This is a genomic window from Nonomuraea sp. NPDC059007, assembly GCF_042740555.1.
GTDB lineage: Bacteria > Actinomycetota > Actinomycetes > Streptosporangiales > Streptosporangiaceae > Nonomuraea.
The window spans coordinates 146,469-163,818 of the sequence record NZ_JBHYJD010000019.1 but is presented as its reverse complement, the minus strand read 5'-3'; the positions used below and the strand labels follow the sequence as shown (position 1 = coordinate 163,818).

At 61.8% G+C, this 17,350-nt stretch carries 18 protein-coding genes; 11 read left to right on the top strand and 7 right to left on the bottom strand.

From position 1 onward, the window contains the following. Positions 1-7 precede the first annotated feature (7 nt). The 11 genes from ACFWY5_RS29860 to ACFWY5_RS29810 are packed head-to-tail and all read left to right on the top strand — an operon-like array spanning position 8 to position 11,774. A complete protein-coding gene (locus ACFWY5_RS29860; protein ID WP_379635836.1) occupies positions 8-4,036 on the top strand; it encodes a hypothetical protein in 4,029 nt (1,342 codons plus the stop codon). A 43-nt stretch (positions 4,037-4,079) separates the two neighbouring features. Beyond that, entirely contained in the window at positions 4,080-4,979 is a 900-nt protein-coding gene (locus tag ACFWY5_RS29855; protein WP_379635834.1) for a hypothetical protein, read from the top strand. Continuing rightward, the gene (locus ACFWY5_RS29850) at positions 4,972-6,555 is read left to right on the top strand and encodes a hypothetical protein (RefSeq protein WP_379635832.1); all 1,584 of its coding nucleotides are present in this window, start codon (positions 4,972-4,974) and stop codon (positions 6,553-6,555) included. Before ACFWY5_RS29855 ends, ACFWY5_RS29850 begins: the two co-directional genes overlap by 8 nt. 5 nt (positions 6,556-6,560) lie before the next feature. Continuing rightward, entirely contained in the window at positions 6,561-7,775 is a 1,215-nt protein-coding gene (locus ACFWY5_RS29845) for a hypothetical protein (protein ID WP_379635830.1), read from the top strand. An 8-nt stretch (positions 7,776-7,783) separates the two neighbouring features. After that, positions 7,784-8,791: a hypothetical protein gene (locus ACFWY5_RS29840; protein WP_379635828.1), complete on the top strand. Its 1,008-nt coding sequence runs from the start codon at positions 7,784-7,786 to the stop codon at positions 8,789-8,791. 15 nt (positions 8,792-8,806) lie between these two features. Then, positions 8,807-9,835, top strand: coding sequence for a hypothetical protein (locus tag ACFWY5_RS29835; protein ID WP_379635826.1), 1,029 nt, complete (start codon positions 8,807-8,809; stop codon positions 9,833-9,835). A gap of 3 nt (positions 9,836-9,838) precedes the next feature. Continuing rightward, on the top strand, positions 9,839-10,060 hold the full coding sequence (locus ACFWY5_RS29830; protein WP_379635824.1) for a hypothetical protein: 222 nt from the start codon (positions 9,839-9,841) through the stop codon (positions 10,058-10,060). A 43-nt stretch (positions 10,061-10,103) separates the two neighbouring features. After that, positions 10,104-10,832 carry a peptidoglycan-binding protein gene (locus ACFWY5_RS29825; RefSeq protein ID WP_379635822.1) on the top strand — a complete coding sequence of 243 codons (729 nt, stop codon included), beginning with the start codon at positions 10,104-10,106 and terminating at the stop codon, positions 10,830-10,832. A 10-nt stretch (positions 10,833-10,842) separates the two neighbouring features. Beyond that, a complete protein-coding gene (locus tag ACFWY5_RS29820) occupies positions 10,843-11,241 on the top strand; it encodes a hypothetical protein (RefSeq protein ID WP_379635821.1) in 399 nt (132 codons plus the stop codon). Between the two features lie 3 nt (positions 11,242-11,244). Next, positions 11,245-11,475 (top strand): hypothetical protein, encoded by a 231-nt coding sequence (locus ACFWY5_RS29815; protein WP_379635819.1) that lies wholly within the window; start codon positions 11,245-11,247, stop codon positions 11,473-11,475. Between the two features lie 11 nt (positions 11,476-11,486). After that, positions 11,487-11,774: a hypothetical protein gene (locus ACFWY5_RS29810; protein ID WP_379635818.1), complete on the top strand. Its 288-nt coding sequence runs from the start codon at positions 11,487-11,489 to the stop codon at positions 11,772-11,774. A 749-nt stretch (positions 11,775-12,523) separates the two neighbouring features. Here ACFWY5_RS29810 and ACFWY5_RS29805 read toward each other — a convergent pair. The 7 genes from ACFWY5_RS29805 to ACFWY5_RS29775 all read right to left on the bottom strand — a co-directional run bounded on the left by ACFWY5_RS29805 (position 12,524) and on the right by ACFWY5_RS29775 (position 17,320). After that, positions 12,524-12,862: an Lsr2 family protein gene (locus ACFWY5_RS29805; protein ID WP_379635816.1), complete on the bottom strand. Its 339-nt coding sequence runs from the start codon at positions 12,860-12,862 to the stop codon at positions 12,524-12,526. A gap of 28 nt (positions 12,863-12,890) precedes the next feature. Beyond that, complete coding sequence (locus tag ACFWY5_RS29800; RefSeq protein ID WP_379635814.1) at positions 12,891-13,151, bottom strand: hypothetical protein; 261 nt, start codon at positions 13,149-13,151, stop codon at positions 12,891-12,893. A 2-nt stretch (positions 13,152-13,153) separates the two neighbouring features. Then, the gene (locus ACFWY5_RS29795; protein WP_379635812.1) at positions 13,154-13,762 is read right to left on the bottom strand and encodes a hypothetical protein; all 609 of its coding nucleotides are present in this window, start codon (positions 13,760-13,762) and stop codon (positions 13,154-13,156) included. A gap of 4 nt (positions 13,763-13,766) precedes the next feature. Beyond that, positions 13,767-15,290, bottom strand: coding sequence for a DUF3987 domain-containing protein (locus tag ACFWY5_RS29790; RefSeq protein ID WP_379635810.1), 1,524 nt, complete (start codon positions 15,288-15,290; stop codon positions 13,767-13,769). 79 nt (positions 15,291-15,369) lie between these two features. Continuing rightward, entirely contained in the window at positions 15,370-16,116 is a 747-nt protein-coding gene (locus tag ACFWY5_RS29785) for a hypothetical protein (protein ID WP_379635808.1), read from the bottom strand. After that, on the bottom strand, positions 16,113-16,958 hold the full coding sequence (locus ACFWY5_RS29780; protein WP_379635806.1) for a hypothetical protein: 846 nt from the start codon (positions 16,956-16,958) through the stop codon (positions 16,113-16,115). Before ACFWY5_RS29780 ends, ACFWY5_RS29785 begins: the two co-directional genes overlap by 4 nt. A gap of 62 nt (positions 16,959-17,020) precedes the next feature. Beyond that, positions 17,021-17,320 carry a hypothetical protein gene (locus ACFWY5_RS29775; RefSeq protein ID WP_379635804.1) on the bottom strand — a complete coding sequence of 100 codons (300 nt, stop codon included), beginning with the start codon at positions 17,318-17,320 and terminating at the stop codon, positions 17,021-17,023. Positions 17,321-17,350 lie beyond the last annotated feature (30 nt).

Genomic DNA, 17,350 nt, shown 5'->3' with positions numbered 1-17,350 from the left:
GTGACAATTGGCCGATCCCAACATCAAGGTTGGCAGCGGTTATATCGAAATTGGTCCCAAGCTCGTCGGCTTCAACCGCGAGCTTACGAGGACTATCGCCCGGAAGCTCAAGGCTTCCGGCTCGGCTGACGTCGTGGTCAGCCCCGTTCTTCACGAGAAGTTCGAGGAGCGCCTGAAGCGGAAGGTCAAAGCCGCGATCAAGCGCGTTGGCCCCTTCTCGGTTGAGATCGAAGCCAGCCTCAACGTCACGAAGATCCGCCAGACCGCCACCGCGGCAAACGAGGCAGCCCAGCAGGCAGTACAGCGTGGCTACCGCGATCTCATCAACGATGTACGCGACAGCTTCAGCCAGCTCTCGAACTCGATCGCCGCTGGTTGGGTCAAGCTCACAGACCCGCAAGTACTTCGCCGGCTGGGCGAACTCAAGACCGGGCTCAATGTCCTCTACCGCGATCAGGAGAAGCTGACCCAGGGTCAGTTCAACCAGGTCCGGGCTGGCCTGGCCGAGATCGAGCGCATGCATGCCCGCATCGACCGGGCGCGCAACCAGACCGCTGGCACTGACCAGCTCGTCACCCGGCTCAACGCCATCCGGCAGGCGGCCCGCCAGGTAGAGGTACAGGTACGGTCGGGCTTCAAGTCCTTCCGCGACCCCTCCGTCCTGCGGTTCCTGTCGGAGATGCGTCAGGAGATCACGCGTCTGTCGAGCGGTTCGGGCAAGATGAACCCGCTCCAGCTCAGCGCGCTCAGCAGTTCCCTGGGCGACGTGGACCGGGTCATTTCCCAAGTCACCAAGCAGATGGAGGACGGTGGCCGCAAGGCGGCCGACGGCTTCGTGTCCGCCTTCCAGGGTGGCATTGGTGGCGCCTTCGCCACAGTCATGCGCTTCGCGGTTGCCAACTTCCTGGTTGGCCTGGTTGCCGTCCTCGCAGCGGCGCCCCTCGTGGCCAGCGCCCTGTCCGCTGTCGCGGGCGTGGTGATGGCACTCGCGTCGAGCGCCGCCTACGCGGCTGGTTCGCTCCTGGCCCTTCCCGCTGTCTTCGCAGCAGTCGCCCAGGCGTCCGCCGTGGTCATGGCGGGCTTCTGGGGCATCCAGGATGCCCTGTCAGCGCTTCAGTCCGCAGAGGACCAGTCGGGTGCCTCCGCCCAGGCAGCCGCAGCGGCTCGGGAGGCAGCCGCCGAACGAGTGGCCGATGCCCAGGCTCGGCTTGCGGATGTCCAGCTCGCCAGTATCGAGCGCGTGGAGTCTGCCCAGGCCCGGCTTGCCGAGGTCCAGGAGCAAGCCGCGGAGCGCGTTCTCGCAGCTCAAGACCGTCTTGCCGACTCACAATCGCGCTTGGCCGAGGCCCAGGAATCGGCCCTCGAACGTGTTTCTTCTGCGGTTGACCGGCTGGCCAGTCAACAGGCACGCCTGGTCGACCTCCAGGAGCAGGCCGCACGACGCATCGAGGATGCCCAGGCCAGGGTCATCGAGGCCCAGGAATCCGGGGCCGAACGCGTCGCCTCCGCTGAGCGCCGCCTCCAGGATGCACATGCCCGCACCCGCGACGCCCTTGACGACCTCAACCGGGCTCGTGCCGAGGCCAAGGAGAGGCTGGAAGACCTCCGCCTCGAATTGGAAGGCGGGGCGATCGATGAAGAGGAAGCCCAGCAGCGAATTGCCGAGGCCGCCCAAGAGCTGGAATTGGCGCGGAACAATCCGAATGCTACAGCCGAGGAACGCCGAGCGCTTGAGCTTAAGCACAAGCAGGCCATTCAGCGACTCAAGGAAATCCAGGAAAAGAATGGTGATCTCCGGGAGGAGATGGACCGTTTCAACCGGGATGGTATTGAGGGCACCGACGATGTCATCTCCGCCCGCAAGCGTCTCCAGGATGCACAGCAAGACGAGCTGGACCAGGAACGCGCACTGGCCAAGGCCCGCGTTGAAGCCGTTGACGGCGTTCGCTCCGCCGAGGACGCTCTTGCCGAGACGCGCCGAGATGCGGCCCGTTCTGTCGCCGATGGATTGGCCGATATTGCCCGAGCGGAACGCGATATCGAGCAGGCCCGACGCGATGGACAGCGCGGGATTGACCAGGCACTCAAGGCGATTTCCGATGCGGAACGTGACCTTACCAAGGCAAGGCAGGAAGGCGCGCGTAGCGTCGCCGAGGCCGAGGCCGCGATTTCCAAGGCACGTGTTGACGGAGCCAAGGATGTCGAGAGGGCACAGCGGGAGCTGGCCCGAGCGCTTGATGATCAGAGGGATTCGCTCAATCAAGTCTCAGCGGCTTCTCGTAATGCCGAATTGGCACTTAATCAATTGTCTCCGGCTGGCCGGTCGTTCGTCCTCTTCCTCCACAATGAGCTGCTGCCCAAGATCCGGGAAATTCAGTGGGCGATTCAGGATGCATTCCTTCCACCCATTGAGGAGGCGCTTCGCAAGAGTGGCCCTCTGCTGGATGTACTCAAGGATGGCCTCACGGAAACGGGGGGAATTCTTGGAGATCTGACAGGCAAGTTTATCGAGTTCATGAGTTCGGATTTCTTCACCGGACGTGTGAAGTCCATCATGGACACGAACAATGAGTTGTTCCGTGAACTCGATGGCGTAGCCGAGGATCTGGCCGAAGGTCTGCTTGTCCTTGCTGATTCTGCTGCCCCTTTCCTGAAGTGGGTCGTCAAGCTCGTCAAGGAATTCGCCAACTGGTTCTCCGAAACCATGAAGCAGAAGGAGGCTTCAGGGCAGCTCAAGACCTTCTGGACCGAGGTCCAGAAGACGCTTGAAATCGTCATTCGCATTGCCGGAAACCTCGGGCGAGCACTCGCGAATATCTTCGTCGAGGGCAAGCCAGCAGGTGACTCGATTCTTACCCTGATCCAGGACCTCACCGGCAAGTTCGCCGACTGGACGGGGAGCGTCGAAGGAAAGACCTGGCTGAAGGACTTCTTTGCAAGGGCCGTAGAGGTCGCAAAGGAAATGGCCAAGCTCGTCGAGGACATCGTCAAATGGTTCGCCGACATGAGCGATTCCATCGACGTCGCCGACCTGGTCAGGACTTTCCGGGAAGAGATTCTTCCGCCCATTAGGGGCCTGGTGGATATCGTTGACAAACTCCTTGATCTGCTCGGCCTCCTCAAGCCCGCCTTTGACGCACTCAACGCCCCCATCCAGCTCGTCAGCGGAGCCCTCAAGCTCGTAACCGGCGACTCGGAAGGCGCGGAGGAAGCGTTCAAGTCCATGGCGGATTCCGCCGCCGAATTCGTAGCCGAACAGCTCGACAATTTCGGCATCAAGGTACCTCGTTCCTACGAGGAAATGAAGAAGTCAGCCGAGGATGCCGCCAGGAGCGTCCGCAAGTGGTGGGACGAAACGGTTGCGTCGGTCAAGAAGAAGATCGGCGAATTCCTCGACAGCATCCCCCAGGCTTTTGAGGACCTGAAGGCCGCTGGTTCTCGCAAAATGTCCGAGATCATCCAGAATATCAAGGACTGGTGGAACCAGCTCCCCGCCTGGGTGCAGCAATTCTTTATCGCCTTGGGCCAGACGATCCGCATGAAGCTCGGTGTTTTCTACGACATCGGCAAGGAAATCCTTCTGGGACTGTGGAATGGACTGGCTTCACGCTGGGACGCATTTGTCGACTGGATCACCGGTGGAATCAACAATGTCGTCGATTGGATCAAGCGCAGCCTCGGTATTGCGTCTCCCTCTCGGGTGTTCAGGTCCATTGGCCAGAACATCGGCGACGGCCTCGCCCTCGGAATCCAGTCCACAGAGAAGTCTGTTTCTAAGGCGGCTTTCCGCCTGGCATCGACGGTAACAGATTCCTTTGGCGTCCCGGAATTGCAGTTCACGGCCCGTGGTAGCGCTAGCAGCGGATATCCGAACGCTTCTGTTCTCCAGTCGGCTCTCATGCCCTCCACCCTCAAGGTATCGGACATTCCGGCCCCTGCGCGGTCGTACAACGTCACGCTCAACGCGGCCCCGTCCATTCCCTCGGAAAAGCAAGTTATCAATGCGCTCGCGTACGCAGACGCGCTCTATGGATAAGGCGGTTTGATTGCCGAACTGGCCACGAACGCAAGTGCAGTGGATGCCCCCGGTCGCCCGACCGGGGGTCTCCCCTTTCTGGGACCTATCCACCGGCAGCGACGGCATCTACGTCCTGCCGGGCGCCAAGGGGTTCGACGCCCCTCCGGTCCAGTTCCTCTATGACGAGATGCCCGCGCTCGACGGCGCGTATATGCGCCACACCCGCAGGGAGAGCCGGGAACTGTTCGTCCCGATCTACTTCGAGGCCCCCGACCGTGGCGGCCTCCTGACGCTCAAGCGTCAGCTCCTCGCCTCGCTTGACGCCTCGCGGGGACCGGGCAAGCTCAAGCTTGTCGAGGGCGACGGGTCTAGCCGCTACATCAACGCCTACTGTGTCTCCGGCCCGGAGGGCGACGAAGGCAAGGACCAGTCGGGCTTCGTGTGGGCGAAGTACGGCTTGATCTTCCGAGCCCTCGATCCCTTCTTCTATTCCGGCACCTCGGTTGAGGTGAACTTCACCGCAGGCGACCTTGAACTGAAGCCCTTCTTTGCCGGCCCGAACGTCCCGTTCCTGGGCCGCCCCCTGATCAACCGGACCCACAGCCTCAACGGCAATAGCCGGGTCACGATCACGGGCGACGTGGACACCTGGCCCTCCTGGCACATCCACGGTCCGGCCTCGGACATCGAGTTCATCCGTCAGGTACCAGATGCACCCGATCAGCGCTTCATGCTGAACCTCAGCCTGACGGCTTCGCAGTCGATCATCATCGAGACGCAGCCAGGCCGGAAGTCCGTCCGCGACCGAGACACCGGCGAAAACCTGTGGCGGCACCTGGGGCCGAACCCCGCCCTGTGGCCCATCTCCCCCGGCGTCAACGACGTGACCCTGAACGTCAACAACGTGGGTGCCGAAACGGTCGTCACGATGGCGTACACCCCGAGGTACCTCAGTGCCTAAGTTCCGCGTGGAGGCACGCAACAACCGCTATGAGCGCGTCGGGGTCGTCGAGCAGTACCTATCCCTGGACGTCATTTCCCGCTTCAACGGTGTGGGCGCCTGGACGCTGGTAGTCCCCGCGGACTCCCAGGCCGCCGAAGTCCTGCAACCGGGTGGCGGCGTCATCATCTGGATTGAGGGCCTGGACCGGCCCGTCATGTCCGGCCCCATCACCTCAGTGAATCAGAGCTGGTCGAAGGACCAGCCGGGTAGTGGGCAGATCACCTACACGGGCGTCTCGGACGAGACGATCCTGTGGAGCCGGGTGACGTTGCCCGTCCCCGAGGCCGACATCATGAACCAGACCGTTGATCGCTTCACCATGTCGAACACGGCGGCAGCCGCCCTCTACACCCTGGTCAACAAGAACGCTGGCCCGCAGGCGCGAACTGACCGCATCGTGCCCAACCTGGACATGGCTCTCCAGTCCTTCGGTAGGCACGTCGATGTCTCGACCCGATTCGATGTTCTGGGCGTCAAGCTGCAAGAGCTGGCCGCCGCGACAGGACTCGGCTGGCGCTTGCGCCAGGGAACCGCAGACCGCCTGACCTTCGAGGTATTCACACCCCGTGTACACGACCAGGGACAGGTTCGATTCTCCCCCGGCGAAGGCACCCTTGCCTCGTTCGAGTACGGACTTACCGCCCCAACAGCCACACGATTCGTCGTGGCGGCCCAGGGAGAGGGGAAGTACCGATGGTTGACGCAGTACGACGAGGGAACAGCCAAGACCCTCAATAACACCAATCCTCAGGTCCAGTACTCAGCCGGCGATTGGACGTACGTACCCAACCGCAAGGTGGGCGACTGGTTCAACGACATCCACCGCAACACCAAACCGGGCGGAACGGCGACGTTCACGTTCGAGGGCACAGGCGTGGCGTGGCTTACTGAGCGGACCGGCATCGCCATCACCGTTGAAGTGTTCTTGGACGGTGTTTCTCAGGGGGTCAAGTCGGTCGGCTCTCCGTCCGGCACGCAGTACCAGGCGATCGGCTGGCAGGTGGCCGATCTTCCCTACGGCACTCATCAGCTCAAGCTCGTCGCCGTCTCCGGCGCGCTGATCGTGGACGGCTTCAGGATCACCGGCCTGCCCTCCGTGGCGGGTGAGTGGACTAACACCCCGCTTGAAACGTTCATCGACCGGCGTGACATCCCGATCATGCGGGGCAACGACGGCAGCCCGATCAATCCCGAAGTCGGGCAACCGCTCGACCCCCAGGCCATCACGCAGCTTGACCAGGCCGCCGATGAAGCAGTCATCGAGGCCGCGGCTAGGGCTCAGCTCTCGATCACCCCCATTGACGTACCCAACCTGCGCTACGGCATCGACTACGAGGTTGGCGACGTCGTGACGGTCGACCTCGGCACCAAGCGAATCACTGACGTCCTGCGTGAGGTCCACCTGAAGGACGGGGCGGAAGGCCCGTCCGTCCAGCCGGTCATTGGCACCGAGGGCGCCTCGGCAACCCCCGGCCTGTACCGCGAGATGCGGAAGCTCTGGAACTCCCTGCGCAAGCTCGAAGCACGAAGGTAGGCATTTTGGCTGAACGAAGTTTCCCATTCGACGGGGGCACTGGCGGCATCGTTACCGAGGCCGATTGGTCGGCTATGGCGTCGGCCTGGCAGCGGGACGGCGTTATCGCCTCCGACTGGTCAGACACCTCACTGACCGTCTACTCCGAAGGCGAGGCCGGAAAGCTCAAGGTGCGCCCCGGTAGAGCCACGCTCAAGGGCTTCCACTACTCCTTGGACGCCGATCACGCGATCAACTACTCGTTGAACGCCGATCCGTCCAAATATCGATGGGATCTTGTCGTCCTCCGGCTCGACACGGGAACCAACCAAATCACCCTGGCAGTTGCCGAAGGTGTTCCCGATGGGTCAGCGCCCGCGCCATCGGCCAACGAGATCCCGCTTGCCTCGATCCTGGTTCCGCCCTTGAGCGCTCCGGTCCCTGCGGGTTCCTCGAACGTCGTGGAGGAACGGCGACTCTACGGACAGATCGTTGAGCGGATCTACGACGCGAGTGGGACCTACCAGCCGAACTCTGCTGCGCCTCTTGGGTCCTTGCAGAATCGCGTGACCAGTGTCGGTACCTCTCGGATGTACCTCAAGTCGAAGGCAAACCAGTGGGGTCAGCTCCTCACGCAACCTGACGCCGATGCCCGGTACGCCCCTATCGGGGGCGGCGGAGGTGGAGGCGTGACGATCTGTACCTCCACCACACGCCCGGCCTCGCCGACGCAGGGCCAGCAGATCCTTGAGACCGATACCCAGGCGACGCATATCTGGTCGGGATCGGCATGGATTCGTACCTCGCCGTACACCGAGCGCATTCGCCTCTGGACGACTGATCACGACATTGTCATTGGCACGGCAGGGACCACGGTCAACCACCCGTACAAGTCCTTGCTGCACAGGAACGCAATCAACGCCAACGGGTCTGCGGGGGCGTACACCGGCTTCACGGTGCCCACCTCGGGCTTCTATCAGATCTCGTACTCCGGCCTTGCCTACAACACGGCAGTGAAGCTCATGCCCGTGGCGTATCTGAATGTCGCTGGCGCCATTGAAGCCTGCTCCGCAGAAGTGGGCGACGACACGATGTATCAGACGGGTCATTACGGCATGTCGATGTCCGTGGTGCTGAATCTCCTGTCGAATCAGACAGTGACCACCACCATCACCTCCATGAATGGCACGGGCACGCTGAAGATGTATTACACGAGCCTCCAGGCTCACCGAATTGGATAGGAGACGACGTGACTGAGCGTTCCTATCCGTTCGACGCTGGCGATGGCGCAGCCATCAATGAAGCGCAATGGTCGTACTTGGCCGGCGGATGGCAGGACGACGGCGTAGAGAGTCCAGGCCCGTGGAATACCGCCCTTCGGGTGTCGGCCACGGGCCAGCCCAACACGCTCCGCGTCACGGCGGGGCACGCCAAGCTCGCTGGCATCCATTACCACCTGGACGCCGACCTGACGGCGCTCTACGACTCGAACGCGACCAGCCTCCCCCGAGTTGATCGGGTCGTGCTCAGGTTGGATCGTGAGGCAAACCGGATCACGGTTGTCGTGAAGAAGGGGGCGCCCGCGGCCTCCCCGGTCCTTCCGCCTGTCGATCGCTCGTGGAACTCCCCCGAGATCCCGCTTGCCAGTGTGACCGTAAAGGCGAACACCAACATCGTCGTTCCGGCTGATGTGGTGGACTGCCGAGAGTTCACCTCGAACGGCGTACAGGTCCTCTCGACTGCGGCGGCATCAACGGGCTCGCGTCAGCTCGTCGAGGGCCAGATGGGCTATGACCCCACAGCAGGCAAGTTCTACGCCCAGGAGAAGACCCAGCGCATCCAGATCGGCGATGCGACGAAGGCGGAGCTGGCGAACTACGCCACCAAGAATCACACGCACAGCTACATGCCGAATACCGTCACGTCGGGGTCGGTCTCCGCAATGTCCGGCTGGTCGTCTGCTGCCAGGTGGACCAAGATTGGAAATATCGTTCAGGTCGCTGGTCGGCTCAGCGCGACCCAGGACAACCCGTCCACGTCGAACGTATTTACATTGCCGCTTGAAACGATTCCCGTGCTCAGCGGTGTGGAGTTTCCCGCCGTTGACCCCTCTTACGTTGAGACCGCAATTGTGACTATCTACGCGGACTACAACGGCGGCAGCTCCCCACAGCGCACACTCGGCCAGATCTACCACAAAAAGCAGCTCACATCCGGCATGGGCTTCCTCTTCAACATCACGTACATCACGCCCTAGCTTGGCTGGAGTAGCATGAGCGAATTTTCTTATCCATTTGATGGCGGCGAAGGCTCCTTCATCACTGAAGAGCAATGGTCGCGAATGGCTGCATCTTGGCAGGACAACGGCGTTGACGCCGAGGGACCTTGGAACCCGGATTTGAAGGTGTCTAAGGGGCCACAACCCTATTCGGTCAACGTTGAGCCTGGTCAGGCGAACCTCGCAGGGTTTCGCTACCAGCTCACGGCACGGCAGACGATTCCGCTTTCCGGGAATGCCACAGCGTATAGCCGGATTGACCTGCTGGTCCTGAGGCTGAATCGCGAGATCAATCGGGTCTCCCTCGCAGTACGGCAAGGCGCCCCTGCGGCCACGCCGGTCGCCCCCAACGCCAACCGCACCTGGGCCGAACCCGAAATCCCGCTTGCACAGTTCAAGGTTTTGCCGAATGCCAGCTCTGACAGCGTCCAGGAGATCAAAGACGTTCGCGAGTATGTGGGGCGCCGCATCCTGGTATTCCCACATGATCCGATCCCGCGCGGCTCGATCGTCTATCAGCCGGAGCAGGATCGCTTTCTCGCCGTAAAGTCAACGGGTTCTATCGAGCTAGGAGCACCGCCCGATCTCTCGGGCTACGTCACCATCCCGGCAGGCGATGACCGTTGGGCTGCTAAGAATCACAGGCACGTTGGAACAGTCTCCGACCATTACTTCGACACGGGCCTATTCACGCCCGTATCAACGAACTGGCAGCACGCTCCTGTTCAGTCGTTCGCACTGAGCACGGGCACTTATCTCTTTCAACTTACGCTTTCCAATGCCGGGAACCCGATCAATACCTCATGGGGACTGATGGTACGACTTCAGTCAGCAGACGAGCTACTCCTGATCGGTGACCAGAAGATCTCACCTAGCGGCAATGGCGGCATTCAGCACGGCTTGACCTTTGTCGCCAACGACGGAGGCCACGCTGGAAAGAGCCTCAAAGTCAGCGTCGCCGCATATCAAACGACCTCATCCATTCAAATCTTTGGCAATCTGCGCCAGGTCAAGCTGGGGTAGCCCATGACAGAGGAACCCGGCTTCACCGTCACCCTCCGCGAAATCTACGAGGAGATGAGGGACCTAACTACCGAGGTGCGCACCCTCACTTCCGAATTGAAGGAATCGCGGCGCACCGACGACGACCACGAGCGACGCATTCGAGTACTCGAACGATGGATGTGGGGCCTCCCTGTCTCCATCCTCGCTGCGATTGGCTCAGTGATCGTCGCCTTTACCAAGTAAGAAATCTACGAAAGGGGACCGATTGCTAAGGGCAATTGACGTCGTGAACGAGGCCCTGCGGTACGAGGGGTACCGTGAGACCGCAGGCAACAAGACCCAGTTCGGCAAGGAATACGGATGGAACGGTGTCGCCTGGTGCGCCATCTTCCTGGCCGTCGTCACCAAGCGCGCATACGCCCGAACGGGCTCCCCGGAGCCGAAGGCCGACGCCGCCGAGCTGGTCCCGTGGACGGCTAGCTGCCTGAATGCGGTCGCCTGGTTCAAGGCCCGTGGCCGTTGGTCCCAAACCCCTCAGGTTGGCTCCTTCATCTTCTACGGCCCTGGCGGCGGAACGCACGTCGAGCTGGTCACCAAGGTCACTGCCAACTCCATCGAGACCGTTGGCGGCAACACAGGCGGGTCCTACGCCGGAAGGTACTTCGACGGCAACGGCGTGTACACCAAGACCATCAGCCGAAAGAACTCCCGGATCTACGGCTACGGCTACCCGAAGTACAAGGCCGCGGCGAGTACTTCGCCGACTGATCGACCGGGGGCCGGCGAAGTACCCAACTTCCCCGGCAAGTACTTCCGGCTCGGCGCCACGAGCCGCTTCCTCGTGAAGTGGCAGCGGCGCATGGTCCAACGCGGCTGGCAGCTCGCCATCGATGGCGTGTTCGGCCCCGAGACGCTGAAGGTCGTCAAAGCATTCCAGGCCCAGAAGGGCCTAACGGTTGACGGCGTGATTGGCCCGAAGACATGGACCGCCGCATGGACAGAACCGATCAGCTAGGAGGCTGACCTTGGCCGTATTGGGCCACCGAACCTACCTCTACACCGTCGAGATCTACCGAGATGGCGTCAAGGGCAACGCTGGCGAGACCCAGACCCACGCCTGGGAGATCACCGCTGAGGACTCCGACGACGCGGACCTGAAGATGTCCACGCGGGCAGACGAGACGATCCGACCTCTCATCGACTCCTACCGTGTGGCATCGGTCGCGGTACTCGTGCCGAAGGACCCCACCCACTACCACGTGCACATCCACAGCGGGCAGACTCCCGCCTCCGTGGTCGGCTGGGGAACCGCATGGGCGACGCTGGGCGACGCCGTGAACGACGTGCGCGGATCCCTCGGTGCTCGTGGTGACGGACAGCGCGTTGCACTCGTCACGTGCGAAGACCCCTCGTGCTGGAGCTAACCCGTGAATCAGCCCGACAAGGAACCATCGCTCGCTGACGAGCTGCCCGAAGGAACCGCCTTCACGATGCACGGCGACAGCACGTACACCGAGTACTACATCGTGATCAGGACTGGCGTGCTCGGCATCCTCGCCCAGGAGTACAAGCGCGCGAATACCACCTCCCCCTTTGCGAAGAACCGCGACCGGGTTCTCATGCCCTGGACCAGCGGCCCCTTCTACCTCATGACCTGATTGGAGAACCCATGAGCACCTACTTTGACGAGATCCCCGACACCCCCACTGGCGTCGACCCTGAGGTTGAGGCCAAGCACCAGGTACGCGCCGACGCGCGTAGCCGTTCCTGGCGCTCCCTTGGCCAGGGTGCCCTTGTTGCCGTCCTGCTTGCTGTCTCCGGTGTCGTGTACACGGCCTTGAACTCTGGTGAGCTGCCTGACTGGCGCTTCCTGGGCATTGCCGTGCTCCAGGCCGCTGGTACGGCCCTGGCCTCCTACGTTCACCGCGTGCTGAACGGCGAGGCGCTGCCCGCCTAACTGGACTTGGCCAGCCCCCCTTTCCTGGCCAACAAGAAAGCCCCCTCCCATTTTGGGAGGGGGCTTTTTGGCGTTTCAGTACCGGATCACGTTGCCGTACTCGTCTATCCGGAGCATCATTCGTCGCTGCTTGTTGCTTACCGCGATTATTAACCAGACCGGGAGCCAGAGCCCACATGTGAAGAATGTCAGCAAGAGATGAAGTACGTGATTGGTCGGCTGGCCTTGGTAGAGCACTGCCATGTAATCGCTATGGGACTCCACTCGCCAACCCTGAGAGACGTTGTGCGCAACTGCGTTCGCGAGAGCTTGCCGGGGGTCAGGGCGATAGGGAGCCGGGTACATCGTCACACCTCATGTCATCTGGGAAGCGAGGTGACGATAGCGCCCATACCCGAGCCCGCTCAAGGCCCGTGTACACAGGCTGAACAGCAGAAAGCCCCCTCCGCCTGGAGGGGGCTCCTGAGTCCTGCTAACTGATCACTCCTCCGCTGAGAGGACCAATGCCTTGCCGTGGTCCTCCAACCAGCGGGCCACTCGACTGAAGTCCTCGACCCGTCTCCCGACTTCAGTCGGGTGGGCGACTACCAGTACGTCAAAGGTGGCTTCCACCTCGGCCAACTGATCCACAAGTGTGTCCGGCCTCTCCCATTGCAAGACGCCCGTCACGGTGAATCCGCTGTCATGCGCGAAGTCGAAGGAGGTATATGTGCCTGCGCGTCGGAGGTAGATGAGCGCACGCTTTGACATCAGTGGGCGGCCTCGTACTTGGCCACCACGTCAGCCGCGATCCTCCCTCTCTCGCTGACGTTCAAGCCGTTGTCCTTCGCCCAGGTGCGGATCTTGGCGGACTGGTCACGGCTCAACTTGGCTCGCGCAGCAGCTCCACCACGACGGCGCAGGATAGGCTCTCCCCTAACCTCGCGGGCGGCTTCGATGAACGGCGTAAGCGCCTTCTCTAGCTTGGTGGAGTTCTTGGCCCCCAAGTCGATTTCGTAGCTCTTGCCGTTGAATCCGAAGGTCACCGTAGCGGCCCCCTCAGAGCCGTCGATGTCGTCGGTGATCTTCTCGATAATCTGCTTAGCCATGGGTTCTACTCCTTGTGTCGGTCGTAGCCTAGCGGGTGACGTACTTCCAGAACTGGCCGGACTCCACGAAACGGGTAACCGTCCTGTCCGCATGCTCCTGGTCCTCAAGTGGCCAAGGGAGGTTGTGAGTCGTCTTGGCCCACCAGCGGCCTGCCTCAAAGACTTCCAGCCTTACAACTTCAGGTCCGCGATCCCACATCAACTCAAATGAGTACTGCCCTGCGGCCCATGTGTACTCAACCGAGCCATCAGCATAGGGCGCGTGCCGCTCAATCTCGATGGTTTCCACCGCTATCCTCCATTTTCCACAATCATCTCTACACCGTGTGGGCATCGCGGGTACCCATACCTCTCAATTCGTTCCCGCGTGCCCCGCACCTGATAGTCACATTCCGTACAGTCTGCGGCTACAAGCTTGATGTGTCGGTTTTTCTGCTCCTTGGGGCCGCTTGTCTTACCACCTGGCCCGACAAGGAACGTGTTGTGCGGGTACGGTCCCAGTGCGTCGGCCAGGGCCGCCAAGGCGGCGTTCAGCTCGTCCGTCTGATTGCCGTACGACGTGAATGGAGCCCGGAACCCGAATACCTTGGCGGTCTTCATGAACGGCCCCTTGTGGCCGTTCTGGCAGTTGTCAGCAGCATGGATCAGCTCATGCAGGAGAATCACCAAGACCTCTCCGGGGTCGGACTTTGCCGGGTGCATGAAGATCTGATTCACACCGCCATCACTGGCGGCAGCCGCCCAGCATTCCCCCACGACCTTCTTGCTCTTGAGCCCCTTCGAGGAGAAGCCCACCCCCACCAGGACCTTGTCTGGCAGGGGCATGCCGACCTCTTCAAACCACGGACGGAGAGCTTCGACGGCTCGCTGAAGCCAGGTCTCCCGAGTGTCAGTAGCCATCGGCTCACCCAAAGAGGTTGTCGAGCGGGTTGGACGGGCGAGCCGGCGAAGTACTGCGGGCAGACTTCTCCCTTGGCCGGCGAAGTACTGGAGTACTCGCCGCGGAACTCCTCGCGGCTGCCATCGGCGCTCGCTCGGGCTCGGGTTCTGGCTTGGGCGCCTCCGGCTCGGGCGCGGAGGCGTGGCCCGCGTTGGCCAGCTCGACGGCGGTCAGACGGTAGGTGATGCTTCCAGGTCCGCTCTTGGCCTTGCGGTGAACCTTCTCGACCACCTTGGAGCCCAGCGCCGCACAGGCGTCCTCAACAGCTTCCTTGTCGGCGTTGAGCTTGCGATACAGGGCTGTTGAGCGCATGCCCCTGGGGCCAGCCTTGCGCAGCTCCCGCATGACCCGATCCACGATTTGCTCGGAGGCGTCTCGGGCATCGCCCTCGATGCCCATCAGGGTCTCTTCGCCCTCACGGGCCTGGGCAGCCATGACGAACTTCACCGAGGCGAAGCAATAGCGCGCGAACGCCTCTCCGGCCTTCAGGTCGTCCACCTCGATCGCGGTTCTCTGGTCAGCCAGCGCATACAGTGCGGCCAGCCGCTTAGCCTGCTCCAGCGCCCGCGCGCCGAACTTTCGCATCAGCTCGCCCTGATGTCCCCGATCCAGGACGCCATAGACGCTGCGCTCGTAGTAGCGCCAGGCGTCTTCGGTGTACTGCATCTCGATCTTGCCTTGGTGCTTAGCGAACCGCACCGCCCGCCCCAGGTCTTTGGCAAGCCGGTTGAAGTCGGCTTCTCCGAGCTGGCCGCCGCGAGGCAGGGAGCGGGATTGGTGGACGAACAAGAAGGTGAAGCGGTTGAAGGTGCCCCCAGACAGCTCCGATGGGCTCAACTTGGCCTGGAACTCATCCGGGGTGATGTGCGCGGTGATCGCAACGTGGGGACGTCTGAGCACGACCTTGCCCCGCTTCATGGTGTGGGTCATGAGGTCGCTGCCCTCCCATGACATCCGGACAGCTTCCCCGTACTTGCTGGACATCTTCATCTTGTCCATCGCGTCGGCCCATTCCTCCTTCACAAACAGCATGGGGAAGCTGGGAAGGGGCTGGCAGGTTGCTGGGTCCAGTTCGCCCGAGTCGCCAGGGCTGCCTGTCTGCTCGTCGATCCAACCCGCTGCGCGGGCGCTCTCGGCGATGCCTTCGATGAAGGCTGGGGCGGAGTCGGGGAAGCCAAAGTAGTAGCTCTGATCAACGAACTCCTCAGACACACGCTTGTACACCGCTGCCGCTATGCGTGTGCCGGTGCCCTTGCGCCCGTCCCCGGTGATGCCACACAGCAGCGGCCAAAAGGTCAGTGGGCGTTTGGATGGCCCATCCAGCCGAACGTGTGGCCCGCCGCCGATCGCGGCGCTGTAGTAGCTCATCAAGGAAGCCAGGATGCCCACCGGATCGCCCTCGCTGTGGGGCGCAAGCTCGTTGGTGATCCGTCCTAGCAACCCGTGGAAGATGGTCGGCTCAGGCTGGGGCCTGGCATCCACGTCCATATGTTGTCTCCTCAGGAAGGTAGTCAAGCCGTACAGCCGGGCAGGGGTGGCATGACCTCTGCCCTACTGCGCGTCCTGGCTAGAACCCTGGGTATTGGCCGCTGACCTTCGTAGGGTCGAGGGCATCCGGGAAGGCCGTGCAGTACTGCTCCACCACTCCAGAGCTGATAGGCCCTTGTGTCTGGTCCGGCCGAAGCAGGCCATTCTTGATGGCCCACGAGCGCACCCGCGGTTTGTGCTCAGCCAGCAAGTTGGAGTGTTTGTAAGCCGAGTAGGGGTACCGGAACTCGCCTACTGACGTTGCGTGCCGGGCACTCCCCGGCCTGGGAATCTGAGGGATGCTGGCCAGCTCCGCCCTAACCTCCGCTTCGGTGAGCTGGTCAGGCTCCTCGGGCTCGTCGTCCTGGCCCTCGTCCTCCGGCTCACCATCTGTGTTCTCAGCGTGGTCAGCGCACGAACCGCACAGGCCGTCGTACCCCTCGTTGTCGTCTAGGGGTTCCTCGCAGCCGTCTCTCCGGCACAGCTCGGGCTCAGGGTCGACGTCCCCCGCCTGGTCCGTCCCTGACCCGGCTTGGTCCTCCACACCGCGAGGCACGTTCATACCTCGCTCAAGGAACAGACCCTCAAGGCCAGTCATCTCGTTGCCGGTCGCCAAGATGAACTTCTGCACATTGGTCAGGCACGGCTCGTAGCACGCTTCACAGGTCTCAATCGCTCGGTGTCCCTCTCCGGGAAACGGAACCTTGAGCTTGCCGTCAATAGGCGTGTCCACACCCTTGAAGATCTTGCAGATTCCACAGATATAGGCAACGGTTACAACCTTCACTTGGCACCTTCCATTTCGTAGTTCCTCAGACTTTCAAGCACCAACACACGTCCACCAAGGACAGTGAACTTGGTTCCCCGGTAGGTTTCGTGGCGCTTCACAGTTGCGCCCTCGATCGTGTAGTACTTGCCCGGCTTATAGTGCGAGCGAGTTGTGAACCACTTGTAGGCGTTACCGAACTCATCTACGAACTCATATCGGAACGGCTGCCGGTTCTCCATCTTGGTATGCACCTGGGATAGGCGAGCATGGACGTTGCCCAGCTTGTCACCAGGCCGCCCTACCCATTCACTGTTGACTCGGGCGCTCTTCGCTTCGTGCCGCCGAAGTCGCGTCGGCCCGTCACGGTGGACGACGATCGCACAAGAAACATGCGCGATCGAGTCGGGTGTAACCAGGCCAGACTGACTAAATGCCTGGAGCATTGCTTTCATATGGACAGCGAAGCCCCACGTTGCCGGGAATTCCTGCGCCAAGATCCAGGCATATGCCTCGTTGGCCCGCTTCACATCATGCGCATGGATCTCTAGGGGCTCCGCACCTTCAAACACTTGACGCACACGACGCGTGGTAGCAATGTCAGCGACCTTGTGTTCCTCATCTGCCGCCACCCATCCGTATCGCCGAATGACCGACGCCGCCACAGCTAGAACCGTGATCGGATGGTAGCTGACTGCCCGCCTCTGCGGCGTCCAGCAGCGAGGGCATAGCCCCCATCGGCCTTCAATATGCATCCATCCGTCCGCCACCATGGCGGCGGTCCAATCGGCCCCAGGAGGCAGCGCCTCCTTGCGGCTGTATTCTTTCAAGCACGTTCTACAAGCCCGATCGTAGGTATGCATTTATGTCACCTCCTAGGTTGACTGCCCGGCACGCAGTCACACTCTGCGTGCCGTACAGCCTCCTAGGGCATCTCGGAAGCGAACTCGCCAATCAGTGACTCAAAGACGTTGATGTACCCGCCATCATCGGTGTCGTGGATTTCCTGAATCCAGCGATTGACTTCCTCGTCATCGAACAGGTCGATATCGGGAAGTACAGGCGTGCCAAAGTAGGTCTCAGTCCTATCCGGATCGTCCATGCAGGCGAGAATCAAATGAGCCAGCAGAGTGGACTTAGCGTCCTGCTCCGTTCGTGCCGTGAAGATGGTCAGGTCATGCCCTTCCCAGTAACCCCAGTCGAGGACGCCGATGAACACGCGCATGTTGGCAATCGAGTCAGACAAAGTCACTCC

Coding starts and splice junctions, on each gene's coding strand:
- ACFWY5_RS29835 (WP_379635826.1), top strand. CDS start 8,807: ATGAGCGAATTTTCTTATCCATTTGATGGCGGCGAAGGCTCCTTCATC.
- ACFWY5_RS29855 (WP_379635834.1), top strand. CDS start 4,080: ATGCCCCCGGTCGCCCGACCGGGGGTCTCCCCTTTCTGGGACCTATCC.
- ACFWY5_RS29810 (WP_379635818.1), top strand. CDS start 11,487: ATGAGCACCTACTTTGACGAGATCCCCGACACCCCCACTGGCGTCGAC.
- ACFWY5_RS29830 (WP_379635824.1), top strand. CDS start 9,839: ATGACAGAGGAACCCGGCTTCACCGTCACCCTCCGCGAAATCTACGAG.
- ACFWY5_RS29805 (WP_379635816.1), bottom strand. CDS start 12,862: ATGGCTAAGCAGATTATCGAGAAGATCACCGACGACATCGACGGCTCT.
- ACFWY5_RS29780 (WP_379635806.1), bottom strand. CDS start 16,958: ATGCATACCTACGATCGGGCTTGTAGAACGTGCTTGAAAGAATACAGC.
- ACFWY5_RS29775 (WP_379635804.1), bottom strand. CDS start 17,320: ATGCGCGTGTTCATCGGCGTCCTCGACTGGGGTTACTGGGAAGGGCAT.
- ACFWY5_RS29790 (WP_379635810.1), bottom strand. CDS start 15,290: ATGGACGTGGATGCCAGGCCCCAGCCTGAGCCGACCATCTTCCACGGG.
- ACFWY5_RS29795 (WP_379635812.1), bottom strand. CDS start 13,762: ATGGCTACTGACACTCGGGAGACCTGGCTTCAGCGAGCCGTCGAAGCT.